This is a genomic window from Curtobacterium sp. PhB115, assembly GCF_003752025.1.
Classification (GTDB): domain Bacteria; phylum Actinomycetota; class Actinomycetes; order Actinomycetales; family Microbacteriaceae; genus Curtobacterium.
The window spans coordinates 200,340-223,740 of sequence record NZ_RJKR01000012.1 but is presented as its reverse complement, the minus strand read 5'-3'; the positions used below and the strand labels follow the sequence as shown (position 1 = coordinate 223,740).

Sequence of the window (23,401 nt, the reverse complement as noted above, 5' to 3'; positions counted from 1 at the left end):
GGTCAGGACGCCAGCGCGGCCTGCCGCGCGACGATCGTCACCGTGTCGTGCTCGACCGACAGGAAGCCGTCCTCGGCGTCGACCGCGACGGTCGACCCGTCGGCCCGCGTGATGCGGACCTGACCCTGCGCCAGGATCGCGAGCATCGGCTCGTGTCCGGCGAGGATGCCGATCTGGCCCTCTGTCGTGCGTGCGACGACCATGGTGGTGTCGCCCGACCAGACCTCGCGGTCGGCCGAGACGACGCTCACGGTGAGACCCGCCATGTCAGCGGTTCTCCTTCTGGATCTGAGCCCACTTCTCTTCCACGTCGCTGATGCCACCGACGTTGAAGAACGCCTGCGTCGCAACGTGGTCGAACTCGCCGTCGGCGATGGCGCGGAAGGACTCGATGGTGTCCTTGAGCGGCACCGTGGAGCCCTCGACACCCGTGAACTTCTTCGCCATGTACGTGTTCTGTGAGAGGAACTGCTGGATACGACGAGCGCGCTCGACCGTGATCTTGTCCTCTTCGGAGAGCTCGTCGACACCGAGGATGGCGATGATCTCCTGCAGTTCCTTGTTCTTCTGGAGGATCTGCTTGACGCGCGTGGCCGTCTCGTAGTGGTCGGCGCCCAGGTACCGCGGGTCCATGATGCGCGACGTCGAGGTCAGCGGGTCGATCGCGGGGTACAGACCCTGCGACGCGATCTCACGGGAGAGCTCGGTCGTCGCGTCGAGGTGCGCGAACGTGGTGGCCGGAGCCGGGTCGGTGTAGTCGTCAGCCGGCACGTAGATCGCCTGCAGCGAGGTGATCGAGTGACCACGCGTCGAGGTGATGCGCTCCTGGAGCACACCCATCTCGTCGGCGAGGTTGGGCTGGTAGCCCACGGCGGACGGCATGCGGCCGAGCAGCGTCGAGACTTCGGAGCCGGCCTGCGTGAAGCGGAAGATGTTGTCGATGAAGAGGAGCACGTCCTGCTTCTGGACATCGCGGAAGTACTCCGCCATCGTCAGCGCCGACAGGGCCACGCGGAGACGCGTTCCCGGCGGCTCGTCCATCTGGCCGAACACGAGGGCCGTCTTGTCGAAGACCCCCGCCTCTTCCATCTCACCGATGAGGTCGTTGCCCTCACGGGTGCGCTCGCCGACACCGGCGAACACCGACACACCGCCGTGGTCCTGCGCGACGCGCTGGATCATCTCCTGGATGAGGACGGTCTTGCCGACGCCCGCACCACCGAAGAGACCGATCTTGCCACCCTGCACGTACGGGGTGAGGAGGTCGATCGACTTGATGCCGGTCTCGAACATCGAGGTCTTGGACTCGAGCTGGTCGAAGGCCGGGGCCTTGCGGTGGATCGGCCAGCGCTCGGTGATCTCGAGCTTCTCGTCCGTGTTGAGCACGTTGCCGAGGACGTCGAAGACCTTGCCCTTGGTGACGTCGCCGACGGGGACCGAGATCGGAGCGCCCGAGTCACGGACCTCCTGGCCACGGACCAGGCCGTCGGTCGGCTTCAGGGAGATGGCACGGACCAGGTCGTCGCCCAGGTGCTGGGCGACCTCGAGGCCGATCTCCTGCGACGAGTCACCGATGGTGATCGTCGTGAACAGGAGGTTGTACATCTCCGGGATTGCGTCGTGGGGGAACTCGATGTCGACGACGGGACCCGTGACACGGGCGATCCGGCCGACACCGGGCGCCGACGACGTCTCGACCGCGGTGGTTGCGGTGTCGGTCATGGCTGGTGCCTTCCTGAGGGTGGGTATCTGTCCGCGAACGACGCGGACTACTTCTTCTTCGACGAGAGTGCGTCGGCGCCGCCGACGATCTCGGAGATCTGCTGCGTGATCTCCGCCTGACGCGCGTTGTTCGCGAGTCGGGTGAAGTCACGGATCAGCGAGTCCGCGTTGTCGCTCGCAGCCTTCATCGCCTTCTGTCGCGCGGCGTGCTCGGAAGCAGCCGACTGCAGCATGGCGTTGAAGATGCGGCTCTCGATGTAGACCGGGAGCAGCGAGTCGAGCACCGCATCGGCGTCCGGCTCGAACTCGTAGAGCGGCAGGGGCTCGTTGCCCTCGGGCTCCTCGATGCCCTCCACGACCTCGAGGGGCAGCAGGCGAACGACCTGCGGCTCCTGCGTCGCGAGGCTCAGGAACCGGTTGAACACGATGTGGATCTCGTCCACGCCGCCCTCGGCCGTGTCCTGGAGGAACTTCGCCACGACGGCGTCGCCGATCTCCTTGGCCGTCGAGAACTCGGGCTGGTCGGTGTTGCCGACCCACTGCTGCTCGGACGAACGCTCACGGAACGCGAAGTACCCGACGGACTTGCGACCGACCAGGTAGTAGACGACGTCCTTGCCCTCGCTGCGGAGCAGGGAGGCGAGCTCCTCGCCCTGCTTGAGGACGTTCGTGCTGAACGCGCCGTTCAGGCCGCGGTCCGAGGTGAACAGCACCACGGCAGCACGGGTCGACGACTCCGGCTCGGTGGTCAGCACGTGGTCGACGTTCGAGAACGTCGCCACGGCCGACACCGCGCGCGTCACGGCTCGCGAGTACGGGCCGGACGCAGCCATGCGCGCCTGCGCCTTCTGGATCCGCGACGCCGAGATCAACTCCATCGCGCGGGTGACCTTCTTCGTGGTCTTCGCGGACTTGATTCGCTGGCGGTAGACCCGGACCTGCGCTGCCATCTAGCGACGACCCTTGACGATCTGCTCCTGGTCGACGTCCTCGGCGTCTGCCGCGTCGAACTGCTCGGAACCGAGGGTCTTGCCGTCGCTCGTCTGGAAGCTCTTCGTGAACTCGTCGATCTGCTTCGACATCTCGGCGACCGTGTCGTCGCTGAGCTGGTTCGTCTCGCGCAGCGTCGTGAGGACGTCGGAGTTGCGACGCAGGTGGTCGAGCAGCTCGGACTCGAAGCGGAGCACGTCCGGCACCGGGACGGTGTCGAGCTTGCCGTTCGTGCCGGCCCAGATCGAGACGACCTGCTCCTCGACCGGGTACGGCGAGTACTGCGGCTGCTTGAGGAGCTCGGTCAGACGCGCACCACGGTCCAGCTGACGACGCGACGCCTGGTCGAGGTCGGACGCGAACATCGCGAACGCCTCGAGGGAGCGGTACTGCGCCAGCTCGAGCTTCAGCGTGCCGGAGACCTTCTTGATCGACTTCACCTGGGCGTCACCACCGACGCGGGACACCGAGATGCCCACGTCGACGGCCGGACGCTGGTTCGCGTTGAAGAGGTCCGACTGCAGGAAGATCTGGCCGTCGGTGATGGAGATGACGTTGGTCGGGATGTACGCCGAGACGTCGTTCGCCTTGGTCTCGATGATCGGGAGACCCGTCATCGAGCCGGCGCCGAGCTCGTCGGACAGCTTCGCGCAACGCTCCAGCAGACGGGAGTGCAGGTAGAAGACGTCACCCGGGTAGGCCTCGCGGCCCGGCGGACGACGCAGGAGGAGCGACACCGCACGGTAGGCCTCGGCCTGCTTCGACAGGTCATCGAAGATGATGAGGACGTGCTTGCCGGCGTACATCCAGTGCTGGCCGATGGCCGAACCGGTGTACGGGGCGAGGTACTTGAAGCCAGCCGGGTCGGAGGCCGGGGCGGCGACGATGGTGGTGTACTCCATCGCACCGGCGTCCTCGAGCGCGCCCTTGACGGAGGCGATCGTGGAGCCCTTCTGACCGATGGCGACGTAGATGCAGCGAACCTGCTTGTCCTCGTCGCCGGACTCCCAGTTGGCCTTCTGGTTGATGATCGTGTCGATCGCGATGGCCGTCTTGCCGGTCTGGCGGTCGCCGATGATCAGCTGACGCTGACCGCGGCCGACGGGGATCATCGCGTCGATGGCCTTGATGCCGGTCTGCAGCGGCTCGTGGACCGACTTGCGCGACATGACGCCGGGGGCCTGGAGCTCGAGTGCACGACGGCCCTCTGCGGCGATCTCGCCGAGACCGTCGATCGGAGCGCCGAGCGGGTCGACGACGCGGCCGAGGAAGCCGTCGCCGACGGGGGCCGAGAGGACCTCGCCGGTGCGCGTGACTTCCATGCCTTCTTCGATACCGGCGAACTCGCCGAGCACGATCGCGCCGATCTCGTCTTCGTCGAGGTTCTGCGCGAGGCCGAGCGTGCCGTCCGCGAAGCGGATGAGCTCGTTGGCCATGACGCCGGGGAGGCCCTCGACGTGCGCGATGCCGTCACCGGCGTCGGTGACGTGCCCGACCTCGGCCGTGGAGGCCTTCGTCGGCTCGTAGTTCGAGACGAAGTCCTTCAGGGCATCACGGATCTCATCGGGGCTGATGGTGATGTCTGCCATGGGATTTTCCTTGTGGTTTTCCGGGGCCCTTCGGCTCCGAGAGGGTGACGCTGCCGGACTCGGCAGTTCCCGTTGTGGACTTGGGAGGAGCGGCTTCGACCGTACGCCTAGCCGGCGAGCTGGAGCCGGAGCTCCGAGAGCTGCGTGGACACGGTGCCGTCGATGACGTCGCCGCCGATCTGCACCCGGACCCCGCCGACGACCGAGGGGTCGACGACCTGGTTGATGCTGATGTCCTTGCCGTAGCGCTCAGCCAGGCCGCGTGCGACGCGGGCGGACTGGGCGGCCGTCATGGCCGAGGCCGTGACGACGGTCGCGACGAGCTTGCCGGCCTGTTCGGCCACGATGCGCGAAGCATCGCGGACGATCTCGCCGATGCGGCGGCCGCGGGGCTGCTGCACGAGCGCGGAGACGATCGTGATCGTCTGCTGCGACGCCTTGGCGCCGAGCAGCCGCTCGACGAGCGCGCCCTTCTGTTCCGGGCTGCCGAGCTTGGTGCCGAGCGCGAGCTCGAGGCCGGCGTCCGAACGGACGGCGGTCTCGAAGGCGAACAGCTCAGACTCGATCGAGGAGTCCGGACCCGCGGTGGCGGCGACGGCGCGGATGCCCGCGTCCTCGATGCCGGCGAGCAGGTCTTGCTGCGAGGACCAGCGCGAGCCGGCCACCGCGGTCAGGACCGCACGCGTCGCCGCTGCCTGGCCGGCGAAGACACGGTCGATGAGGACCTTCTTGCCGGCCGCGTCGGCCGTCGGGTCGGACAGCAGCCCGAGCAGCTGCGGCGCACCGGCGATCGCACGCCCGGAGGCGAGGATCTCGGCACCCACGGCCAGGTCAGCGCTGCTGCCGAGGTCGGCGAGCACCGCCCTGGTGGACGCGAGTGCTTCTCTGGTCGCGCTGCGCATGCTCAGTGCTCTCCGGTCTTCGTGGCCTGCGAGGCCTCGAGGTCGGCGAGGAAGCGGTCGACCACTGCGGTCGACTTGGCGTCGTCCTTGAGCGACTCGCCGATCACGCCGGACGCGAGGTCGAGGGCAAGGGTGCCCACCTCGGACCGGAGCGACTGGAGGGCGCTCTGACGCTCGGCCTCGATCTGCGCCTGGGCGTTCGCGGTGATGCGTGCTGCATCGGCGGACGCCTGCTCGCGGACCTCGTTGCCGATCGCCGTGGCGTCGGCGCGAGCCTGCTCGCGGATGCGAGAAGCCTCGGCACGAGCCTCGGCGAGCTGCGTGTTGTACTCGTCGAGCGCCGCGGCAGCCTGGGCCTGTGCGGCCTCCGCCTTCTTGATGCCACCCTCGATGGCCTCGGTGCGCTCATCGAGCATCTTCGTGATGCGCGGCGTGACGACACGCCAGAACACCAGGAAGATGATGACGAAGGCCACCGCGGACCACACGATGTCGTACACCGGCGGGATCAGCGGATTGTGCGTTTCCTCCGCCGCGATGATGAGTGCGTTCTGCATCGAGGAACCTTAGTTGGTGAAGATGAAGTACGTGGCGATACCGATGAAGGCCAGGGCCTCGGTGAAGGCGATACCGATGTACATGAGGGTCGTCAGGCGGCCCTGGAGCTCGGGCTGGCGAGCGACGGACTCGATCGTCTTGCCGACGACGATGCCGACACCGATGGCCGGGCCGATCGCTGCGAGGCCGTAGCCAACCGTCGCGATGTTGCCGTTGATCTCCGCGAGAACGGTCGTTGCGTCCACGTGTTTTCCTTTCGAGGTGCGGGTCCGACGGTCGCCGGTCCCGTAGGGGGTCAGTGAGGAATCAGTGCTCGTCGGCCAGCGCCAGCTGGATGTAGACGGCGGTGAGGAGCATGAAGACGTAGGCCTGCAGCAGCGCGACGAGGATCTCGAAGAAGCTGAACGCGATGCCGAACGCGAGGGTCCCGACGCCGAAGGCCTTGAAGCCGAGCGATGCGTCGAAGAAGAAGAACTGCGTGGCCGAGAAGAACAGGACGAGGAGCAGGTGCCCGACGACCATGTTCATCAGGAGTCGCAGCGTCAGCGTCACGGGACGGAGCACGAAGGTCGACACGAGCTCGATCGGCGTCACGATGATGTAGAGGAACCACGGCACCCCGGGCGGGAAGAGCGAGTTCCGGAGGAACGTGCCCGGGTGCTTGCGGAGACCGGCGTAGATGAACGCGACGTAGGCGATGATCGCGAGGATCATCGGCATCGCGATGCGGCTGGTGCCGGCGAGGTTCATGCCCGGGATCAGACCGGTCAGGTTCATGAACAGCACACCGAAGAAGATCGACGCGAGGAGCGGCAGGAACCGCTTGCCGTCCTTCTCGCCGAGGTTGTCGAAGGTGTTGCGACGAACGACGTCGAACGCGTACTCGATGAACGCCTGACCGCGGTTCGGCACCAGCTTCAGTGCACGGGTACCCACGAACGCGAACACCAGGAGCACGGCGACGGCGAAGAAGCGGATGAGGACGACCCGATCGATCTCGAACGGCGTCCCGGCGAAGAAGATCGCATCCGGGAAGAACTCGTTGATCGACGGACCATGGAACTCGGCGGCCTTGCTGCTCCCCGCCGCGACGGTGTCAACCGCAGCGGAGAGGGACAGGGGAAGAGCGTGGGATAGCAGCGCTGTCTCCTGTGTCGGCGCGCGCACATCATGGCACGCGATGGTGGACGTTGTGGAGGCTCGCCCGCCCCGAGCGAAAGGCTCCGGTGGCGGACTCCGAGAAGCCTATCAGGTGCGAGAGGCTTCCCGGCCTCTCAGATGGCGGGGTCGTCGTTCCCAGGCTTCCCGGAGGCGGCTCCCCCGTCGCCCGGCAGCTGCACGTCGATCGGGATGCGGGCCTTCGCCACGGCGACGACGTCGATCACGAGCGACCCCACGACCCCGATGATGATCACGATCGCGAGCACCGGGAAGTCGACCCAGTCGCGGTCCTTGAGCAGGACCAGCAGCACGATGAAGAGGATGAACTTCAGGATCCAGGTGCCCATCACGATGCCGAAGAACGCACCGGAGATCATCTGGCCCTTCGAGACCCGCAGCGCGACGAGGACACTCACCGCGGTCAGGCCGAGGAACACGACGCTCAGCACGGCGCCGAGCAGCCCGCCGACGAGGCCGGGGCCACCGGCGACGAGGAACCCGACGACTCCCCCGACCACCGCCAGTGCGACGGCGAGGATCGCGCCCCAGGTGATGATGCGGCGGAACACCGGCCGGACGTGGTCGAGCGCGTTCGGTGCGGTCACGTGATGTCTCCTGGGATCGTGCGGTCGTTGGCGGCCCGGTCGAGCGGGTCGAGGCTGGCGTCCACCACGGCGGCGGAACGGTTGGCGGTCTGGGCGGCGATCTCGGTGCGCTTGCGACCGAGCGGGGCGAACGTGGCCACGGCGCACACGGTGAAGCCCACGGCGACGAACACGACGACCCAGTACCAGTCCACGAAGAGGAACAGCAGGCACCCGACCGCGACGGTGGCGGTCCACGCGTAGAAGATCAGCACGGCGTGGAAGTGCGAGTGCCCCATGTCGAGCAGGCGGTGGTGGAGGTGCTTGCGGTCGGCGGAGAACGGCGACTTGCCGGCGCTCAACCGCCGGGTGACCGCGAGCCCGAAGTCCAGGATCGGGACGATCAGGATCGCGAACGGCAGCAGGATCGGGATGAAGGCCGGCAGGAGCGCCTGGCGTGTCTGGACCGCCGCTGGGTCGATGTTGCCGGTGACGGACACCGCACTGGTCGCCATCAGGAACCCGACCAGGAGTGCCCCGGCATCGCCCATGAACAGCTTCGCGGGGTGCCAGTTGAGGATCAGGAAGCCGAAGCACGCCCCCACGAGCACCGCGGTCAGCAGTGACGGCAGGTTGAAGAAGAACTCGGTCTGCACGACCACGCGGTTGATGAAGAACGTGTAGAGGAAGAACACCCCGCCGGCGATGATCGCGACCCCGGCGACCAGGCCGTCGAGCCCGTCGATGAAGTTCACCGCGTTCATCACGAGCACCACCGCCAGCACGGTGAAGATCAGGCTCATGTAGGACGACCCGACGCCGAGCGTGTTGCCGATCGGCAGCGACACGATCGCCACCCCCTGCCACGCGAGGATGCCGGCGGCGATGATCTGCCCCGCCAGCTTCGTCATCCAGTCGAGGTCCCAGATGTCGTCGGCGACACCGAGCACGACGATGATGGTCGCTCCCCCGAGCACCGCGAGCACGCGGCCGGGTTCCGAGAACACGAGCCGGAAGTAGTCGGTCCCCGCGATCGACGGGAACAGGAACCAGGCCGCGAGCAGCGAGACGATGACCCCGATGTACATCGCGATCCCACCGAGCCGCGGCGTCGGCGTGCGGTGCACGTCCCGCTCGCGGACCTTCGGGTACCACTTGTACTTCAGGCCGAGCTTCCACACGAGCAAGCTGACCAGGAAGCTCACGACCGCGGCGATCGCCCCCGCGAGCAGGTAGTACTTCATGTGACGAGGTCGGCTCCGACGACCCGGATGATCTCGTCGTCGGAGATCACCCCGTGCCGGACGATGCGGAGCTTGCCGCCGTCCGACAGCCCCGTGGCGTCGACGATCGTCGAGCCGGTGGAGGCCTCGAAGCCGTCGTGCGCACCGATCGCGCCGCCGTCCAGGTACACCGCGACGCTGTCGCCGAGCATCCGTTCGGCGTCGTCGACGTCCATCGCAGCGGGGTCGCCGGTCGAGTTCGCCGACGAGACGGCGAGGGGTCCGACCTCTTGCAGGAGCTCGAGCGCGATCCGGGAGTCCGGCATCCGCAGGGCGACCGTGCCCCGCGTCTCGCCGAGGTCCCAGTCGAGGGACGGCTGGGCGCGCAGGATGACGGTGAGCCCGCCTGGCCAGAACTCGGCCACGAGGTCTCGCACCTGCTGCGGCACGTCGCTCGCGAGCGCGTCGAGGGTCGGCGGACCGGGGATGAGCACCGGCGGCGGCGACTGCCGGGTCCGGCCCTTCGCGTCGAGCAGGCGCTGCACGGCAGTCGCGCTGAAGGCGTCCGCGGCGAGGCCGTAGACGGTGTCGGTGGGGACGACGACGAGCTCTCCGCGCCCGAGGGCGGCACGTGCGAGCCGCATCCCGGTCAGGAGCCCGTCGGAGTCGGTGCAGTCGTATCGGGATGCCATGACTCGACGATGATAGTGCGACACAATGGAGGACATCGTGAACGAGACCCCAGCGCCCCCGCTCCTCTTCCTCTTCGACATGGACGACGTGCTCGTCCGGTACGACTGGCAGGTGCGGATGGCCGCACTCTCCGAGTTCACCGGACACGAGTTCGTGGAGCTCCGGCGGCGCTGGTGGGACTGCGGCCAGGAGATGCGCGCCGAGGCCGGTCACTTCGCCGACGGCGACGCCTACCTCGCCGCGTTCGAGCAGGCCATGGAGTGCGACGTCCCCGAGGCCGAGTGGGCCCGGATCCGCGGTTCCGCGATGACGGAGCTGCCCGAGCGCATCGAGGCCGTCCGGATCGCCTCCGAGCACGGGCGTGTCGGACTGCTCACCAACAACGGTCCCCTCGCCGGCCGGTGGATCCACCGCTGGGCGCCGTCCCTGCCCGACCTGTTCGGCGAGCACCTCGACACGTCGAGCAACTTCGGCGCCAGGAAGCCCGAGCCGGAGGTCTTCCGCCGCGCGCTCGAACACCACGGCGTCCCCGCCGACCGCACGTTCTTCGCCGACGACATGCCGGAGAACATCGCGGGCGCTCGGAGCGTCGGCATCCACGCCGTCCTCGTCGAGCACGACACGGACCTGCGCGAGCACGTCCGCGCCTTCGTCGTGTCGCAGCATCAGACGGCGACTCCGGTCGCGTAGACCCGTCACCGGCCTGGAGGCGCGGCTCGCGTCCGTCTAGCGCGTGGCGGTGGTCGTTCGGTCGCGCCCGGTGAGGTCGACGTGCGTCTCCGGGGTCCGGAACCCCCGACGCGCCAGCACGTCGCGGACACCGGCGCCCTGCGGCTCGGCGTGCTCGATGACGAGCACTCCCCCTGGCACGAGCAACCGCCACGCCGTCTCGGCGAGGGCACGGACCGCATCGAGACCGTCCGGGCCGCCGTACAGGGCCATCGCGGGGTCGTGGTCGCGGACCTCGGGGTCGACCGGGACCGCGTCGTCGGGGACGTACGGCGGGTTCGACACGACGACCGACACCGTGCCGTCGAGCTCGGGCAGCGCGTCGGCGAGGTCGCCCTCGACGAGTCGGACCGTACCGCCGTGGGCGTCGATGTTCCGCCGGGTCCAGGGCAGGGCCTCGGGCGAGCGTTCGACGGCGTAGACCACGGCGTTCGGCACCTCGGTGTCCATGGCGATCGCGATGGCGCCACTGCCGGAACCGAGGTCGACCGCGATCGGCGAGGGGACGGCCACCGCCCGGAGCGCGTCGATGCCGAACTGCACCACGCCCTCGGTCTCCGGCCGGGGCACGAAGACGCCCGGTCCGACCGCCAGGGTCAGCGCACGGAAGTACGCCTGCCCGGTGATGTGCTGCAGCGGCTCGCGGGTGCTCCGACGGGCGACGGCGTGCCGGAAGCGCTCGACGTGCTCTGAGGCGATGGCGCCCCCGATCATCGCCCGTGCCTGGACCGCACCGCGGGAGGTGTCGGTCGCCCACGCGAGCAGCAGCTCGGCGTCGACCTGGGGCGTCGGGACGCCGGCGGCGACGAGCGCCGCGGCCGCCTGCTCGAGCAGGCGATCCGCGGCGAACGTGACGGGCCCGTCAGAGCCGCCACGGGCCTCCAGTCCGGTCACACCGATCAGGCGTCCTGGTCGCCGATGGCGGCCAGACGTGCCTCTTCGTCCGCCTGGATGGCGGACTGGATGACGGGTTCGAGCGCGCCGTTCATGACGCGGTCGAGGTCGTACGCCTTGTACCCGGTGCGGTGATCCGCGATGCGGTTCTCCGGGAAGTTGTACGTGCGGATCCGCTCCGAACGGTCCATCCCGCGGATCTGCGACTTGCGCGCGTCCGAGGCGATCGCGTCGAGTTCCTCCTGCTGACGCGCGAGGATGCGTGCACGGAGCACGCGCATGCCGGCCTCACGGTTCTGCAGCTGCGACTTCTCGTTCTGCATCGCCACCGTGATGCCCGTGGGCAGGTGGGTGATGCGGACCGCGGAGTCCGTCGTGTTGACGGACTGCCCGCCGGGGCCGGAGGACCGGTAGACGTCGATCTTGAGGTCGTTCTGGTTGATCTGGACCTCTTCCGGCTCGTCGACCTCGGGGAACACCAGCACGCCGGTGGTCGAGGTGTGGATCCGGCCCTGCGACTCGGTCTGCGGCACACGCTGCACGCGGTGCACGCCGCCCTCGTACTTCAGGTGCGCCCAGACGCCCTGGGACGGATCGGTCGTGTTCGACTTGATCGCGACCTGGACGTCCTTGTAGCCACCGAGGTCGGACTCGGTGCGCTCGAGGAGCTCCACCTTCCAACCCTTGGTCTCGGCGTAGTGCGAGTACATCCGCAGGAGGTCGGCCGCGAACAGCGCCGACTCCTCGCCGCCCTCGCCGCCCTTGATCTCCATGATGACGTCACGGCCGTCGTCCGGGTCGCGCGGGATGAGCAGCCGGCGGAGACGCTCCTGGCGCTCCGACAGCTGCTCCTCGAGCCCGGGGACCTCGTCCGCGAACGCCGAGTCCTCACGTGCGAGTTCCTGGGCGGCGGCGAGGTCGTCCCCCGCCGCCTGCCAGGCTTCGTACGCGGACTTGATCTGGTTGAGCTCGGCGTAGCGCCGGTTCACCTTCTTCGCGCGGGCCGCATCGGCGTGGAGCGCGGGGTCCGACAGCTGCTGCGTCAGGTCCTCGTGTTCCGCCAGCAGCCCTGCCACCGACTCGAACACGCGTTACTCCTGGTGACCGTTGTGCGAGCCGCCGGTTGTCGGGACCGACTTCTGGACCTGCACCAGGAACTCGACGTTCGACTGCGTCTCCTTGAGGTTCCGCAGCACGATCTCGAGGGCCTGCTGCGGGTCGAGACCCGCCAGGGCACGACGCAGACGCCAGGTGATCTTGACCTCGTCGGCGGAGAGCAGCTGCTCCTCGCGACGGGTGCCGGAGGCGTTCACGTCGACGGCCGGGAAGATCCGCTTGTCGGCGAGGTGCCGGTTGAGGCGGAGCTCCATGTTGCCGGTGCCCTTGAACTCCTCGAAGATGACCTCGTCCATCTTGGAACCGGTCTCGACGAGCGCCGTGGCGAGGATGGTCAGCGAGCCGCCGTCCTCGATGTTGCGCGCCGCACCGAAGAAGCGCTTCGGCGGGTAGAGCGCCGCGGAGTCGACGCCACCGGAGAGCACGCGGCCCGACGGCGGGGTGGACAGGTTGTACGCGCGGCCCAGACGGGTGATCGAGTCGAGCAGCAGCACGACGTCGTGGCCCAGCTCCACCAGGCGCTTCGCACGCTCGATGGCGAGCTCGGCGACGGTGGTGTGGTCCTCGGCGGGACGGTCGAAGGTCGAGGCGATGACCTCGCCCTTCACCGTGCGCTGCATGTCGGTGACCTCTTCGGGCCGCTCGTCGACGAGGACGACCATGAGGTGCGCCTCGGGGTTGTTCTTCGCGACGGCGTTGGCGATGGCCTGCAGCACGACGGTCTTGCCGGCCTTCGGCGGCGAGACGATCAGGCCGCGCTGGCCCTTGCCGATCGGCGACACGAGGTCGATGATGCGGGTGCTCACCTTCGAGGGCTCGGTCTCGAGACGCAGGCGCTCGTTCGGGTACAGCGGGGTCAGGTTCGAGAACTCGACACGGGCTGCTGCCTCGTCCGCGGTCTGGCCGTTGACCGAGTCGACGGTGACGAGCGCGTTGTACTTCTGGCGGCTCTGCTGCTCGTTGTCCCGCGGCTGCTTGATCGAGCCGACGACGGCGTCACCCTTGCGCAGGTGGTACTTCTTCACCTGGCCGAGGGAGACGTAGACGTCGTTCGGGCCCGGCAGGTACCCGGTGGTGCGGACGAACGCGTAGTTGTCGAGGACGTCGAGGATGCCCGCGATCGGGATCAGGACGTCGTCCTCGGTGACCTCGGGCTCGAAGTCGTCGTTCTGGCCGCCACGGCCGCGCTTGCGGTCACGCTGACGACGGCTGCGGCCGCCCTCGCTCTCGTCGGCGGCCTGCTGCTGGTTCTGCTGCTGGCTCTGCTTCTGCTGGTTCTGCTTCTGCTGGGCGGCCGCCTGCTGCTTCTGCTCGGCGCGGTCGTCCTGCTTGGCGTCGCCCTGCTTCGCGTCGCCCTGCTTGGCCTCGCCCTTCTGCTGGTCGCCGTTGTTCTGCTTCTGGCCCTGCTGCTGACCGGCGTTCTGGTCGCCGTTCTGCTGCTCGCCGTTCTCGCCGTTCTGTCCACGGCCACGGCCGCGACCACGGCTGCGACGGCCGCGACGCGAACCGCCGTCACCCTGCTGGTCGTTCTGGTCGTTCTGGTCGTTCTGGTCGCTCTGGTCGCCGGACTGGTCCTGGGACTCGCCGTCGGCGTCCTGCGCCCGCTGGTCCGCCTGCGCGGGGGCCGAGGTCGGCGTCTGCTGCTCGGCCGACTCGTTCTGCTGCTTGGCCTGCTGGTCGGCGCCACGCTGACCACGGCCACGACGCTGCCCGCCGGTCTGGGTGGCGGCTTCCTGGGCGTCCTTCTCGGCACGCACCTGGTCGAGCCCGGCGAGCAGGTCCTCGGTGCCGGTGTGACCGGCGTTGGTGTGCTCGGCGGCCGAGGTCGGGCCGGCGTTCACGGTGCCACCGGACGAGGCGCGGCGCGAACGACGGGCACGCGACGGCGCGGCCGGCTCGGTGTCGGCGGCGGCAGCGGACGAAGCGGCGGGCGCTTCGGGGTCCACGACCGGTGCCGCTGCGGGTGCAGCGGTCTCCGGGGCTGCAGCGCCGGACGCTGCGGGCTCGGGCAGCGTGGGCTGCTCGGTGACGGGCGACGCGGCCGGCGACGCCGCCGGTGCTGCTGCCTCTGCTGCTGCCGGTGCCTCGTCGGTGACGGGGCGCTTGTCCTCGATGGCGGCGATCAGGTCGCCCTTGCGGAGCTTGGAGAGCCCGGTGATGCCGAGCGAGGAGGCGATGCGCTGGAGTTCCGGCAGTCGGAGGGCGCGCAGGTCGCTGGGGATCTCCACCTGGGTGGAGTTGTTGTCGGTCAAGGTCGGTGTTTCCTTTCGAACCGCAGAACGCGGAGAGTTTCCACCGTCCCGGATGCACGGGTATGCATCGACCGCCGTTCAGACGACGGACCGGGATTCGGTGATCAGAAAGAGAGTGCCCCCGCGCACCGGACCCTGCGATGCGCTGGAGCTGGCCATGGACGGATGGTCCGTGGCACGAGCAGTCCGTGAGACTACGCGGGTTCGGCTTCGAGCGCCGAGTGCGGCACCACTGTAGCACCACCGAGATCGACGGCCAGCATGAGCGCGCGCCACTCGGATTCGGCGTGTCGGTCCAGCAGATCCGCGGCGGTGAGGCGCTGCGCGGGGTCACTGCCGAGCACGAGCAGGCTCGGTCCGGCACCGGAGACGACGGCGGCGAGGCCGTGCTGCCGGAGCAGACCGATCAGTGCGTCGGTCTCCGGCATCGCGCTCGCCCGGTACGCCTGGTGGAGGCGGTCCTCGGTCGCGGCGAGCAGGAGCTCGGGGCTCTGGATGAGCGCGGCGACGAGGAGCGCCGAGCGGGAGACGTTGAACGCCGCGTCGGCGTGCGGGACGTTCTCCGGCTGCAGCGAACGCGCGAGCTTCGTCGAGAGCGTGGACGTCGGCACGAACACCACTGGCGACACACCCCGGTGCACCAGGAGCCGCTTGTACGCGGGCCCCTCCGCCGTCATCCACGCGATGGTCAGGCCGCCGAAGAGCGCCGGTGCGACGTTGTCCGGGTGACCCTCCATCTCGGTGGCGAGGGTCAGGAGCGTCGACGCGTCGAGCTCGGCGATCCCCTCGAGCAGCCCGCGGGCAGCCATCAGCCCGGCGACGATCGCAGCGGCCGACGACCCGAGGCCCCGACCGTGCGGGATGGCGTTGGTGGCGTGCAGCTCGAGGCCGGGCTGCTCGACCCCGGCGTGCTCGAGGCCACGGCGGACAGCGCGCACGACGAGGTTCGAGTCGTCGGTGGCGACCTCACCGGCGCCGACGCCCTCGACCGTGACCGTCGCGCCGGCCTCCGGACGCACCTGCACGACGACCTCGTCGTAGAGCGAGAGTGCGAGCCCGAGCGAGTCGAACCCCGGACCGAGGTTCGCGGACGTGGCGGGGACGCGCACGCGGACGGCGCGTCCGGCGGGCACGGCACGGACCGCCCGTCCGGCCGGTACAGCACTGTGGGCGGTGATGCCCTCCCCCGGTCCGGACGAGCGGTCGAGGCTCACTGCTCGCTGACCAGTCCGAGCACGTCGGCGATCGACTTGGTGTCGACCGGGACGCTCGTCGGGGTGACCTCGCTGCCGTCCTCGGTGCGGAGCGCCCACTGCGGGTCCTTCAGACCGTGGCCGGTCACCGTGATGACGACGGTCGCGCCCTTCGGCACGACGCCCGCGTCGGCACGCTCGAGCAGACCGGCGACACCGATGGCCGACGCGGGCTCGACGAACACGCCGACCTCGGCCGACAGGATGTGGTGCGCGGCGAGGATGGCCTCGTCGGAGATCGCGCCGAAGTAGCCGTCGGTCTCGTCGCGGGCCTCGAGGGCGAACTGCCACGACGCCGGGTTGCCGATGCGGATCGCGGACGCGATGGTGTCGGGGTTCTTGACGACCTCGCCGCGGACGATCGGGGCGGAACCGGCGGCCTGGAAGCCGAACATGCGCGGCAGCTTCGTGGTGCGGCCCGCGGCGACGTCCTCGCGGTACCCGCGGGAGTACGCGGTGTAGTTGCCCGCGTTGCCGACCGGCAGGAAGTGGAAGTCCGGCGCGTCGCCCAGGACGTCGACGACCTCGAACGCGGCGGTCTTCTGCCCCTCGATGCGGTCGTTGTTCACCGAGTTGACGAGGTGCACCGGGTAGTTCGCCGCCAGGTCACGAGCGATGTCGAGGCAGTCGTCGAAGTTGCCCTGCACCTGGAGCAGCTGGGCGTCGTGCGCGACGGCCTGGCTGAGCTTGCCCATCGCGATCTTGCCCTCGGGCACGAGCACGGCGGCGGTGATGCCGGCGTGGGTTGCGTACGCGGCGGCCGAGGCGCTGGTGTTGCCGGTCGAGGCGCAGATGACGGCCTTCGCACCGTGCTCGACGGCCTTCGAGATCGCCATCGTCATGCCGCGGTCCTTGAAGGAGCCGGTCGGGTTCATGCCCTCGAACTTGACGTAGACGTTCGCGCCGGTGCGCTCGGACAGCCGACGAGCCGGGATGAGCGGCGTGCCGCCTTCACCCAGCGTGACGATCGGCGTCGCCTCGGTCACGTCGAGTCGGTCGGCGTACTCGCGCAGGACTCCCTGCCACTGGTGGGCCATCAGGCTTCTCTCTCTGTCCGGTGGATCGGTGTGGGGTGGGTGGGCTGGTCGGCCTGGAGGCCCGTGGCCGCGTCAGGCGCCGATGACGCGCAGGACGCTGGTCACGTCCAGGACGACGTCCTCGCCGCGCAGGGCGACGACGGTGTCCGCGAGGTCGGCCTCGCGCGCCAGGTGCGTGCCGATGACGAGCGCCGCGGTGCCCTCGGACGCACCGGCCGTGGTCTGCTCGACCGTCTCGACGCTGACGCCGTGCGTGGCCAGCACCCCGGCGACCGCCGACAGCACGCCGGGGGCGTCCGTGACGTGCAGGGTGATCTGGTAGCGCGTGCGGACGGTGCCGATCGGGAAGACGGGCAGGTCGGACTGCGTCGACTCGGCGATGCCGGGGCCGCCGATGACGTGCCGGCGGGCGGCGGACACCAGGTCGCCGAGGACCGCGGAGGCCGTCTCGACACCACCGGCGCCTGCACCGTAGAACATCAGGTCGCCGGCGGCCTCGGCCTCGACGAACACGGCGTTCTTCGCGCCGTGCACGCTCGCGAGCGGGTGCGACTCGGGCACGAGCGCCGGGTACACGCGGGCGCTGACGCCCTCGCGGCCGTTCTCGTCGGTCAGCCGCTCGGCCGTCGCCAGGATCTTCACGACGTACCCGGCCTTCCGCGCCGCGCGGACCTGCTCGATCGTGATGTGGGTGATGCCCTCGCGGTGCACGGCGACGAGCGGCACCGAGGTGTGGAACGCGAGCGAGGCCAGGATCGCGGCCTTCTGCGCAGCGTCGTAGCCCTCGATGTCGGCGGTCGGGTCGGCCTCGGCGTACCCGAGCTCGGTCGCGGTGGCCAGGGCGTCCTCGAACGTGGAGCCCTTGCGGTCCATCAGGTCGAGGATGAAGTTCGTGGTGCCGTTGACGATGCCCATGATCCGCTCGATGCGGTCACCGGCGAGCGAGTCGTGCAGCGGTCGGATGATCGGGATCGCCCCGGCGACGGCGGCCTCGTAGTAGAGCTGCGCGCCGACCTGCTCGGCCACCGCGAAGAGCTCCGGACCGTGGGTCGCCAGGAGCGCCTTGTTGCCGGTGACCACGTCGGCACCGGACTGCAGCGCCTGCAGCACCAGGGTCCGAGCGGGCTCGATGCCGCCGATCAGCTCGACGACGATGTCCGCACCGAGGATCAGCGATTCGGCGTCCGTCGTGAAGAGCTCCTTCGGCAGGTCGACGTCGCGGGGAGCATCGACGTCGCGCACGGCGATCCCGACGAGTTCGAGGCCGGCACCGGCGCGCGAGGCCAGCTCGGCACCGTGCTCGAGGAGGAGCCGCGCGACCTGGGAACCGACCGAGCCGGCCCCGAGCAGCGCGACGCGGACGTTGCGGTATTCGATCATCTGGTGTTGGTTCCTGTTCGTCGGGAGTCGCAGGTCGTGGCCGGGGGCGTCAGGCCACGGGCGCGACCCCGGTGTCGCGGGCGAGGAGGTCGTCGATCGACTCGCCCCGGACGAGGATACGGGCTGTGCCGTCCGCCACGGCGACGACGGGCGGACGACCCACGTGGTTGTAGTTGCTCGACAGCGCCCAGCAGTACGCACCGGTGGCCGCGACGGCGAGCAGGTCACCGCGGTGCACGTCACCGGGCAGGTACTCGTCGTTCACCACGATGTCGCCGCTCTCGCAGTGCTTCCCGACGACGCGGGTGAGCACCGCCGGGGCCTCGGAGGTCCGGGCGAGCCTGGCCGTGTAGTCGGCGCCGTAGAGCGCGGGACGGGCGTTGTCGCTCATCCCGCCGTCGACGGAGACGTAGGTGCGGGTGGCGTGGCCGGTTTCCGCGTCGTCGGTGCGGGCGTCGCTGCCGTCGCCCGTCTCGAGCGTGACGGGCTTGATCGTCCCGACGCGGTAGAGCGTGATGCCGGCGGGGCCGACGATGTAGCGGCCGGGTTCGACGGCGATCTCGGGCACCGGGATGTCCCGTTCGGCGCAGGCCTCGGCGACGATCGCGGCGAGTGCGTCGGCGACGTCCTCCGGCGCGAACGCGGAGTCGGCCTCGGTGTAGTCGATGCCCCAGCCGCCGCCGAGGTTCAGCTCCGGCACGGGTCCGGTGGCGACGAGCGTGGCGTGCACGTCCATCAGGCGCCGAGCGGCCTCGCGGAAGCCGGACTCGTCGAAGATCTGCGAACCGATGTGCGAGTGCAGCCCGACGAACACGAGCGACGGCTCCGCGCGGACGGCCTCGGCGGCTGCGACCGCCTCGGTCAGCGGGATGCCGAACTTCTGGTCCTCGCGAGCGGTCGCCAGGTACTCGTGCGTCGAGGCGTGCACACCGCTGTTGATCCGGATGCGCACGCGCTGCTCGACACCGGCGTCGGCTGCGGCACGGGCGACCCGCTGCACTTCCTCGTGGCTGTCGAGCACGATCGTGCCGACACCGACCTCGACCGCGCGGGCGATCTCGGCGTCGGACTTGTCGTTGCCGTGGAACCCGAGCATCGCCGGGTCGATGCCGCCGGCCAGCGCGACCGCGAGTTCACCGCCGGTGCAGACGTCGACGCGCAGGTCGGCTTCCGCCATCCACGCGACGACCTGGGTCGTCAGGAACGCCTTGCCCGCGTAGTACACGTGCGCTCGGGTGCCGATGCCCTCGAACGCCTCGGAGAACGCGTTGCGCACCCGGACGGCGCGGGACTGCACGTCGCGCTCGTCGACGACGTAGAGCGGCGTGCCGAACTGCGCGACGAGGTCGGCGGCGGTCACGCCGCCGATCGCCAGGGCGCCGCCGTCGGTCCGCGTCGCCGACGCGGGCCAGATGCGGTCCACCAGTTCGGAGGCGTCCGTCGGGAACCGCAGCCGCGGCGGTGCAAGGGGGTTCTCGCTCACGGGACCCGATCCTACCGACGCGAGCCGCGCCTCCCGGCCGTGTGACGCAGCCACGTGATCAGCTGCAGCTGCCGACCGTCTGCAGGCCCTCCTCGTTGAGCGGCAGCGCGTCCGCGGTGACGCGGACCGTCGCATCCGTCTTCGAGACGTCGAGCGACCGAACCCGCAGCGCCTCGGGCAGGAACTGCGCCGTGCAGACCTCGACCGGCACGTTCGAGACACCGGGGATCGAGTCCACCTTGAGGCCGAGGTCGGAGTTCGTGATCCGGACGCTCTTCGGGGTGATCGTGATGCCGCGGCCGTCGTCCTGCGCGACGACGTCGCCCTTCGCCGCGTAGGTGATGTCGTAGCCGAGCACCGCGGTCGAGCCGGAGAGCTCGACGCCGCCGTCCACCAGGCTGAGCCGGTCGAACAGCGGACTGTACTTCGCCAGGTCCTTCACGCTCGACGCCGCGAGCGTGACGGTCCCGTCGACGTCGTGGACGTCGCCCTTGCCGTCGACCGGGACGTCCCGCGCGGTGACGTCGGCGGCGAGCGGGATGCCGTCCACGGTGAGCTTCTCGGACGAGATCTCGACCTGGTCGAGCGTGCCGCTGATGAGCTGCGGGATGACGATGCCGTCGGCGTGGGCCTCGACCTGGCCGGTGGTGCCGTCCGGCAGCGACTGCTCGACCTGCTGGGCGATGATGCGGTCGACGACGCCGCGGAGGACGAACTCGGCGATCACGACCAGGGCGGCGAGCACGACGACGACCACGACGAGGACGACGGGCCAGCGGCGCTTCCGGGGGCGTTCGGTGGCGACGGACATGGGTCCCACCCTGCCAGGTGGTCCCGTCAGCCCGCCTGGAGGCGCGGCGCGGGGGTGCGGGTGCGGGTGCGGGCGCAGGTGCGGGTGCGGGTGCGGGTGCGGGTGCGGGCGGGTGCGCCCCGCCACGGTCATCGCGCCCCCGCTCACCGGGGCGCGATGACCGTCAGAGGGCGCGATTCGACAACGGCTCGGCGGTCAGTGCCCCGGGGCGCGCCGCTCCGCTACATGCGGGAGGGGGCCGTCACGCCGAGCAAGCCGAGGCCGTTGCGGACGACCTGGCCGGTGGCGTCGTTCAGCCACAGGCGCGTGCGGTGCAGGTCCGTCACGGGCTCGTCGCCGAGGGGCGTCACACGGCACGAGTCGTACCAGCGGTGGTACAGCCCCGCGAGCTGCTCGATGTACCGCGCGATCCGGTGCGGCTCACGCAGTTCGGCGGCGTGACGCACCACGCGCGGGTACTCGGCGAGGGCCCCGAGGAGCGCGCCCTCAGAGTCGTGCGTCAGCAGCGACGCGTCGAACGCGGACCGGTCGACCCCGGCGGCCTCGGCGTTCCGGGCCACCGACTGCGTGCGCGCGTGGGCGTACTGCACGTAGAACACCGGGTTGTCGTTGGTGCGCTTGACCAGCAGGTCGAGGTCGATGTCGATCGCGGTGTCGCTGGCGAACCGGACGAGGGAGTACCGACCGGCGTCGACACCCACGGCGTCGACGAGGTCCTCCATCGTGACGATCGTGCCGGCGCGCTTCGACATGCGCATCGGCTCGCCGTCCTTGAGCAGGTTGACCATCTGCCCGATCAAGATCTCGAGGTTCTTGCCCGGCTCGTCACCGAACGCGGCGCACATCGCCATCATCCGGCCGACGTACCCGTGGTGGTCCGCACCGAGCATGATCAGGTTGCGGTCGAACCCACGCTCGCGCTTGTCGAGGTAGTACGCCAGGTCGCCGGCGATGTACGCGGGCTCACCGTCGGACTTGATGACGACGCGGTCGCGGTCGTCGCCGAAGTCGGTCGTGCGGAGCCACTCGGCGCCCTCGGCCTCGTACATCACGCCCGCCGAACGCAACCGGGCGATGGCACGCTCGACGGCCTTCGACTCGTGCAGCGCGTTCTCGTGGAAGTAGACGTCGAAGTCGACGCCGAAGTCGTGCAGCGACGACTTGATGTCGGCGAACATGAACTCGACGCCCTCGCGGCGGAAGAGCTCCTGCGCCTCGTCGCGCGGCAGGTCCTTCACGTCGACCGAGGAGTCGAGCGTCGCGATGACCCGCGCCGCGATCTCGGCGATGTACGCGCCGCCGTAGCCGTCCTCGGGGGTGGGCTCGCCGAGGGCGCTCGCCACCAGGGAGCGGGCGAACCGGTCGATCTGCGCGCCGTGGTCGTTGAAGTAGTACTCGCGGGTGACGAGACCGCCCTGCGCCTGGAACACGCGGGCCAGGCTGTCGCCCACCGCTGCCCAGCGCACGCCTCCCATGTGGATCGGGCCGGTCGGGTTCGCGGACACGAACTCCAGGTTGATCCGGACGCCGTCGTAGAGGTCGCCGTTGCCGAACGCGGCACCGCTCTCGACGATGGTGCGGGCGATCTCACCGGCGGCCGCGGCCTCGAGCGTGATGTTGATGAAGCCCGGGCCGGCGACGTCGACCGAGTCCACACCGTCGAGCTCGGTCAGCTCACCGGCGATCTCCGTCGCGAGTTCGCGGGGGTTCGTGCCGAGGCGCTTCGCGAGCTGCATCGCGGCGTTCGACGCCCAGTCACCGTGCGCGCGGTTCTTCGGACGCTCGAGGACCACGTGGGACTCCTCGATCGTCACGGTCTCGGACGCGCCTCGTCGCTCGACGATCCCGGTCAGGATCGACAGGTACGCGGCGGAGAGTTCGGCAGGAGTCACGGCGGACGAGTCTACCGGGACACCCAGGCGCACGCCGGACGATGCGTCATCATGACCAGATGACCTCCCGCAGCCGCGCCCGGGCGATCACCATCGCCACCGTCGCATCCGCCGCAGTCCTCGTGCTGTCGGCCTGCTCGGGCGGCGGCGACGACAGCCCGACGCCGAGTGCCACGCCGGTCGGCACGACGGTCTCGCAGACCTGCGCCGAACTCCTGCCGACCTCGGCCCTGTCCGTGTACGGCAAGACGTTCACGCTCGACGACGACTTCACCCCCGCGAAGGGCTCCCCCGCCGCGACCATCGCGAAGCAACGCGGACGTGTCTGTCAGTTCGTGGCCAGCGACGACGACGCCGTCACGATCACCCTCGCCGTCGCCGACCTGCCTGAGAAGTCGCTCACGAACCTGAAGGACGCCCTGTACGACCGGGGCGGATCGGTCCCCACCTACCGCGTCGAGGGGTACTTCGCCCTGAACGACGGCGTCGGGCGCGCGGACGCCTTCGCGGACCCGTACTGGATCACCACGCAGTCGACGCTCTTCACCGAGCCGGGAGGCGCCCAACCCGTCGTCGACGCCGTCCGCGCGGTGCTGCAGCCGACGTCGTCGGCGACCCCGGCAGGCTGACGCGACCCCACTGCCGGACTGGAGGCGCGTGGCGGCGCCGCACCGCGCCTCCCGTCCGATCGTGGGTCGCGTCTGCGCGACACGCGACGTGCAGATGCGTCCCCGGGACCTGCTACGGTTGGTGACACCCCTCGGCCCCCATAGCTCAGGGGATAGAGCACTGCCCTCCGGAGGCAGGGGCGGAGGTTCGAATCCTCCTGGGGGCACTGGAAATCGCCGGCCAAGGTGACGTCTTCGCTTCGCGAAGTCGGCACCGGCCGATGCCGCCTGCGGCGGCCTTTCCCGGTTGAGACTCCTCCGGGGCGGGTTGCGCTTCTCGTCGGCGATCTCGTGGGTGGTGTCGGCGTTCGTGGGTGGTCGGCGTTCGCGGCTGCGGCGCGCGGATGGTGAGCAGGAATGGTCGGGTCGGGGGAAGCGACTCGACAGTTCCTGCTCACGAAGTACTCCCCGCCGCCGCGCGGAACGTGTTTGCCTGGGCGTCACGGTCGTCCCCTAGGATCACG

Annotated in this window: 22 protein-coding genes and 1 tRNA gene; 3 read left to right on the top strand and 20 right to left on the bottom strand. The window is 69.7% G+C overall.

Annotated features, from left to right (window positions below):
- Nucleotides 1-2 precede the first annotated feature (2 nt).
- The 11 genes from EDF19_RS17650 to EDF19_RS17600 form a co-directional block, all read right to left on the bottom strand.
- Entirely contained in the window at nt 3-266 is a 264-nt protein-coding gene (locus tag EDF19_RS17650) for a F0F1 ATP synthase subunit epsilon (protein WP_110902146.1), read from the bottom strand.
- 1 nt (nt 267) lies between these two features.
- A complete protein-coding gene (atpD, locus tag EDF19_RS17645) occupies nt 268-1,722 on the bottom strand; it encodes a F0F1 ATP synthase subunit beta (protein WP_123682154.1) in 1,455 nt (484 codons plus the stop codon).
- Nucleotides 1,723-1,769: 47 nt separating this feature from the next.
- Nucleotides 1,770-2,672, bottom strand: a complete 903-nt coding sequence (locus tag EDF19_RS17640) for a F0F1 ATP synthase subunit gamma (protein WP_123682153.1) — start codon at nt 2,670-2,672, stop codon at nt 1,770-1,772.
- Complete coding sequence (atpA, locus tag EDF19_RS17635) at nt 2,673-4,301, bottom strand: F0F1 ATP synthase subunit alpha (protein WP_123682152.1); 1,629 nt, start codon at nt 4,299-4,301, stop codon at nt 2,673-2,675.
- A gap of 107 nt (nt 4,302-4,408) precedes the next feature.
- Entirely contained in the window at nt 4,409-5,203 is a 795-nt protein-coding gene (locus EDF19_RS17630) for a F0F1 ATP synthase subunit delta (RefSeq protein WP_123682151.1), read from the bottom strand.
- 2 nt (nt 5,204-5,205) lie between these two features.
- A complete protein-coding gene (locus tag EDF19_RS17625; protein WP_123682150.1) occupies nt 5,206-5,760 on the bottom strand; it encodes a F0F1 ATP synthase subunit B in 555 nt (184 codons plus the stop codon).
- Between the two features lie 9 nt (nt 5,761-5,769).
- Nucleotides 5,770-6,006 (bottom strand): ATP synthase F0 subunit C, encoded by a 237-nt coding sequence (atpE, locus tag EDF19_RS17620; protein WP_027465781.1) that lies wholly within the window; start codon nt 6,004-6,006, stop codon nt 5,770-5,772.
- Nucleotides 6,007-6,067: 61 nt separating this feature from the next.
- Nucleotides 6,068-6,928 carry a F0F1 ATP synthase subunit A gene (gene atpB / locus EDF19_RS17615; protein WP_260217269.1) on the bottom strand — a complete coding sequence of 287 codons (861 nt, stop codon included), beginning with the start codon at nt 6,926-6,928 and terminating at the stop codon, nt 6,068-6,070.
- A 107-nt stretch (nt 6,929-7,035) separates the two neighbouring features.
- The gene (locus EDF19_RS17610; RefSeq protein WP_123682149.1) at nt 7,036-7,527 is read right to left on the bottom strand and encodes a hypothetical protein; all 492 of its coding nucleotides are present in this window, start codon (nt 7,525-7,527) and stop codon (nt 7,036-7,038) included.
- On the bottom strand, nt 7,524-8,750 hold the full coding sequence (locus EDF19_RS17605; RefSeq protein WP_123682148.1) for an MraY family glycosyltransferase: 1,227 nt from the start codon (nt 8,748-8,750) through the stop codon (nt 7,524-7,526). The genes EDF19_RS17610 and EDF19_RS17605 overlap by 4 nt, the downstream gene beginning before the upstream one ends.
- Nucleotides 8,747-9,421 carry an L-threonylcarbamoyladenylate synthase gene (locus EDF19_RS17600; protein ID WP_123682147.1) on the bottom strand — a complete coding sequence of 225 codons (675 nt, stop codon included), beginning with the start codon at nt 9,419-9,421 and terminating at the stop codon, nt 8,747-8,749. Before EDF19_RS17600 ends, EDF19_RS17605 begins: the two co-directional genes overlap by 4 nt.
- A 37-nt stretch (nt 9,422-9,458) precedes the next feature.
- Between EDF19_RS17600 and EDF19_RS17595 the strand changes: the two genes are divergently transcribed.
- Complete coding sequence (locus EDF19_RS17595) at nt 9,459-10,112, top strand: HAD family phosphatase (protein ID WP_148071144.1); 654 nt, start codon at nt 9,459-9,461, stop codon at nt 10,110-10,112.
- A 36-nt stretch (nt 10,113-10,148) separates the two neighbouring features.
- On the opposite strand, the gene prmC is transcribed toward EDF19_RS17595, so the two are convergent.
- The 9 genes from prmC to argS all read right to left on the bottom strand — a co-directional run bounded on the left by prmC (nt 10,149) and on the right by argS (nt 22,269).
- On the bottom strand, nt 10,149-11,036 hold the full coding sequence (gene prmC, locus EDF19_RS17590) for a peptide chain release factor N(5)-glutamine methyltransferase (protein ID WP_123682195.1): 888 nt from the start codon (nt 11,034-11,036) through the stop codon (nt 10,149-10,151).
- 14 nt (nt 11,037-11,050) lie between these two features.
- Nucleotides 11,051-12,133, bottom strand: coding sequence for a peptide chain release factor 1 (prfA, locus tag EDF19_RS17585; protein WP_110859015.1), 1,083 nt, complete (start codon nt 12,131-12,133; stop codon nt 11,051-11,053).
- 3 nt (nt 12,134-12,136) lie between these two features.
- Nucleotides 12,137-14,413 (bottom strand): transcription termination factor Rho, encoded by a 2,277-nt coding sequence (gene rho, locus EDF19_RS17580; RefSeq protein WP_123682145.1) that lies wholly within the window; start codon nt 14,411-14,413, stop codon nt 12,137-12,139.
- A gap of 194 nt (nt 14,414-14,607) precedes the next feature.
- Nucleotides 14,608-15,546, bottom strand: coding sequence for a homoserine kinase (thrB, locus tag EDF19_RS17575; RefSeq protein WP_123682194.1), 939 nt, complete (start codon nt 15,544-15,546; stop codon nt 14,608-14,610).
- A gap of 77 nt (nt 15,547-15,623) precedes the next feature.
- Nucleotides 15,624-16,703, bottom strand: coding sequence for a threonine synthase (thrC, locus tag EDF19_RS17570; RefSeq protein ID WP_123682144.1), 1,080 nt, complete (start codon nt 16,701-16,703; stop codon nt 15,624-15,626).
- A gap of 72 nt (nt 16,704-16,775) precedes the next feature.
- Nucleotides 16,776-18,083 carry a homoserine dehydrogenase gene (locus EDF19_RS17565; RefSeq protein WP_123682143.1) on the bottom strand — a complete coding sequence of 436 codons (1,308 nt, stop codon included), beginning with the start codon at nt 18,081-18,083 and terminating at the stop codon, nt 16,776-16,778.
- A 49-nt stretch (nt 18,084-18,132) separates the two neighbouring features.
- On the bottom strand, nt 18,133-19,566 hold the full coding sequence (lysA, locus tag EDF19_RS17560; RefSeq protein WP_123682142.1) for a diaminopimelate decarboxylase: 1,434 nt from the start codon (nt 19,564-19,566) through the stop codon (nt 18,133-18,135).
- Between the two features lie 58 nt (nt 19,567-19,624).
- Nucleotides 19,625-20,377 carry a DUF2993 domain-containing protein gene (locus EDF19_RS17555; RefSeq protein WP_185022928.1) on the bottom strand — a complete coding sequence of 251 codons (753 nt, stop codon included), beginning with the start codon at nt 20,375-20,377 and terminating at the stop codon, nt 19,625-19,627.
- 221 nt (nt 20,378-20,598) lie between these two features.
- Nucleotides 20,599-22,269 (bottom strand): arginine--tRNA ligase, encoded by a 1,671-nt coding sequence (gene argS, locus EDF19_RS17550; protein WP_123682140.1) that lies wholly within the window; start codon nt 22,267-22,269, stop codon nt 20,599-20,601.
- A gap of 59 nt (nt 22,270-22,328) precedes the next feature.
- Here argS and EDF19_RS17545 point away from each other — a divergent pair, with 59 nt between their 5' ends.
- Nucleotides 22,329-22,898 carry a hypothetical protein gene (locus EDF19_RS17545; RefSeq protein WP_123682139.1) on the top strand — a complete coding sequence of 190 codons (570 nt, stop codon included), beginning with the start codon at nt 22,329-22,331 and terminating at the stop codon, nt 22,896-22,898.
- A gap of 134 nt (nt 22,899-23,032) precedes the next feature.
- Nucleotides 23,033-23,104, top strand: a tRNA-Arg gene (locus tag EDF19_RS17540).
- The last annotated feature ends 297 nt before the right edge of the window (nt 23,105-23,401 follow it).

Coding starts and splice junctions, on each gene's coding strand:
- EDF19_RS17650 (WP_110902146.1), bottom strand. CDS start 266: ATGGCGGGTCTCACCGTGAGCGTCGTCTCGGCCGACCGCGAGGTCTGG.
- atpD (WP_123682154.1), bottom strand. CDS start 1,722: ATGACCGACACCGCAACCACCGCGGTCGAGACGTCGTCGGCGCCCGGT.
- EDF19_RS17640 (WP_123682153.1), bottom strand. CDS start 2,672: ATGGCAGCGCAGGTCCGGGTCTACCGCCAGCGAATCAAGTCCGCGAAG.
- atpA (WP_123682152.1), bottom strand. CDS start 4,301: ATGGCAGACATCACCATCAGCCCCGATGAGATCCGTGATGCCCTGAAG.
- EDF19_RS17630 (WP_123682151.1), bottom strand. CDS start 5,203: ATGCGCAGCGCGACCAGAGAAGCACTCGCGTCCACCAGGGCGGTGCTC.
- EDF19_RS17625 (WP_123682150.1), bottom strand. CDS start 5,760: ATGCAGAACGCACTCATCATCGCGGCGGAGGAAACGCACAATCCGCTG.
- EDF19_RS17605 (WP_123682148.1), bottom strand. CDS start 8,750: ATGAAGTACTACCTGCTCGCGGGGGCGATCGCCGCGGTCGTGAGCTTC.
- EDF19_RS17600 (WP_123682147.1), bottom strand. CDS start 9,421: ATGGCATCCCGATACGACTGCACCGACTCCGACGGGCTCCTGACCGGG.
- thrC (WP_123682144.1), bottom strand. CDS start 16,703: ATGGCCCACCAGTGGCAGGGAGTCCTGCGCGAGTACGCCGACCGACTC.
- EDF19_RS17565 (WP_123682143.1), bottom strand. CDS start 18,083: ATGATCGAATACCGCAACGTCCGCGTCGCGCTGCTCGGGGCCGGCTCG.
- EDF19_RS17555 (WP_185022928.1), bottom strand. CDS start 20,377: ATGTCCGTCGCCACCGAACGCCCCCGGAAGCGCCGCTGGCCCGTCGTC.
- EDF19_RS17545 (WP_123682139.1), top strand. CDS start 22,329: ATGACCTCCCGCAGCCGCGCCCGGGCGATCACCATCGCCACCGTCGCA.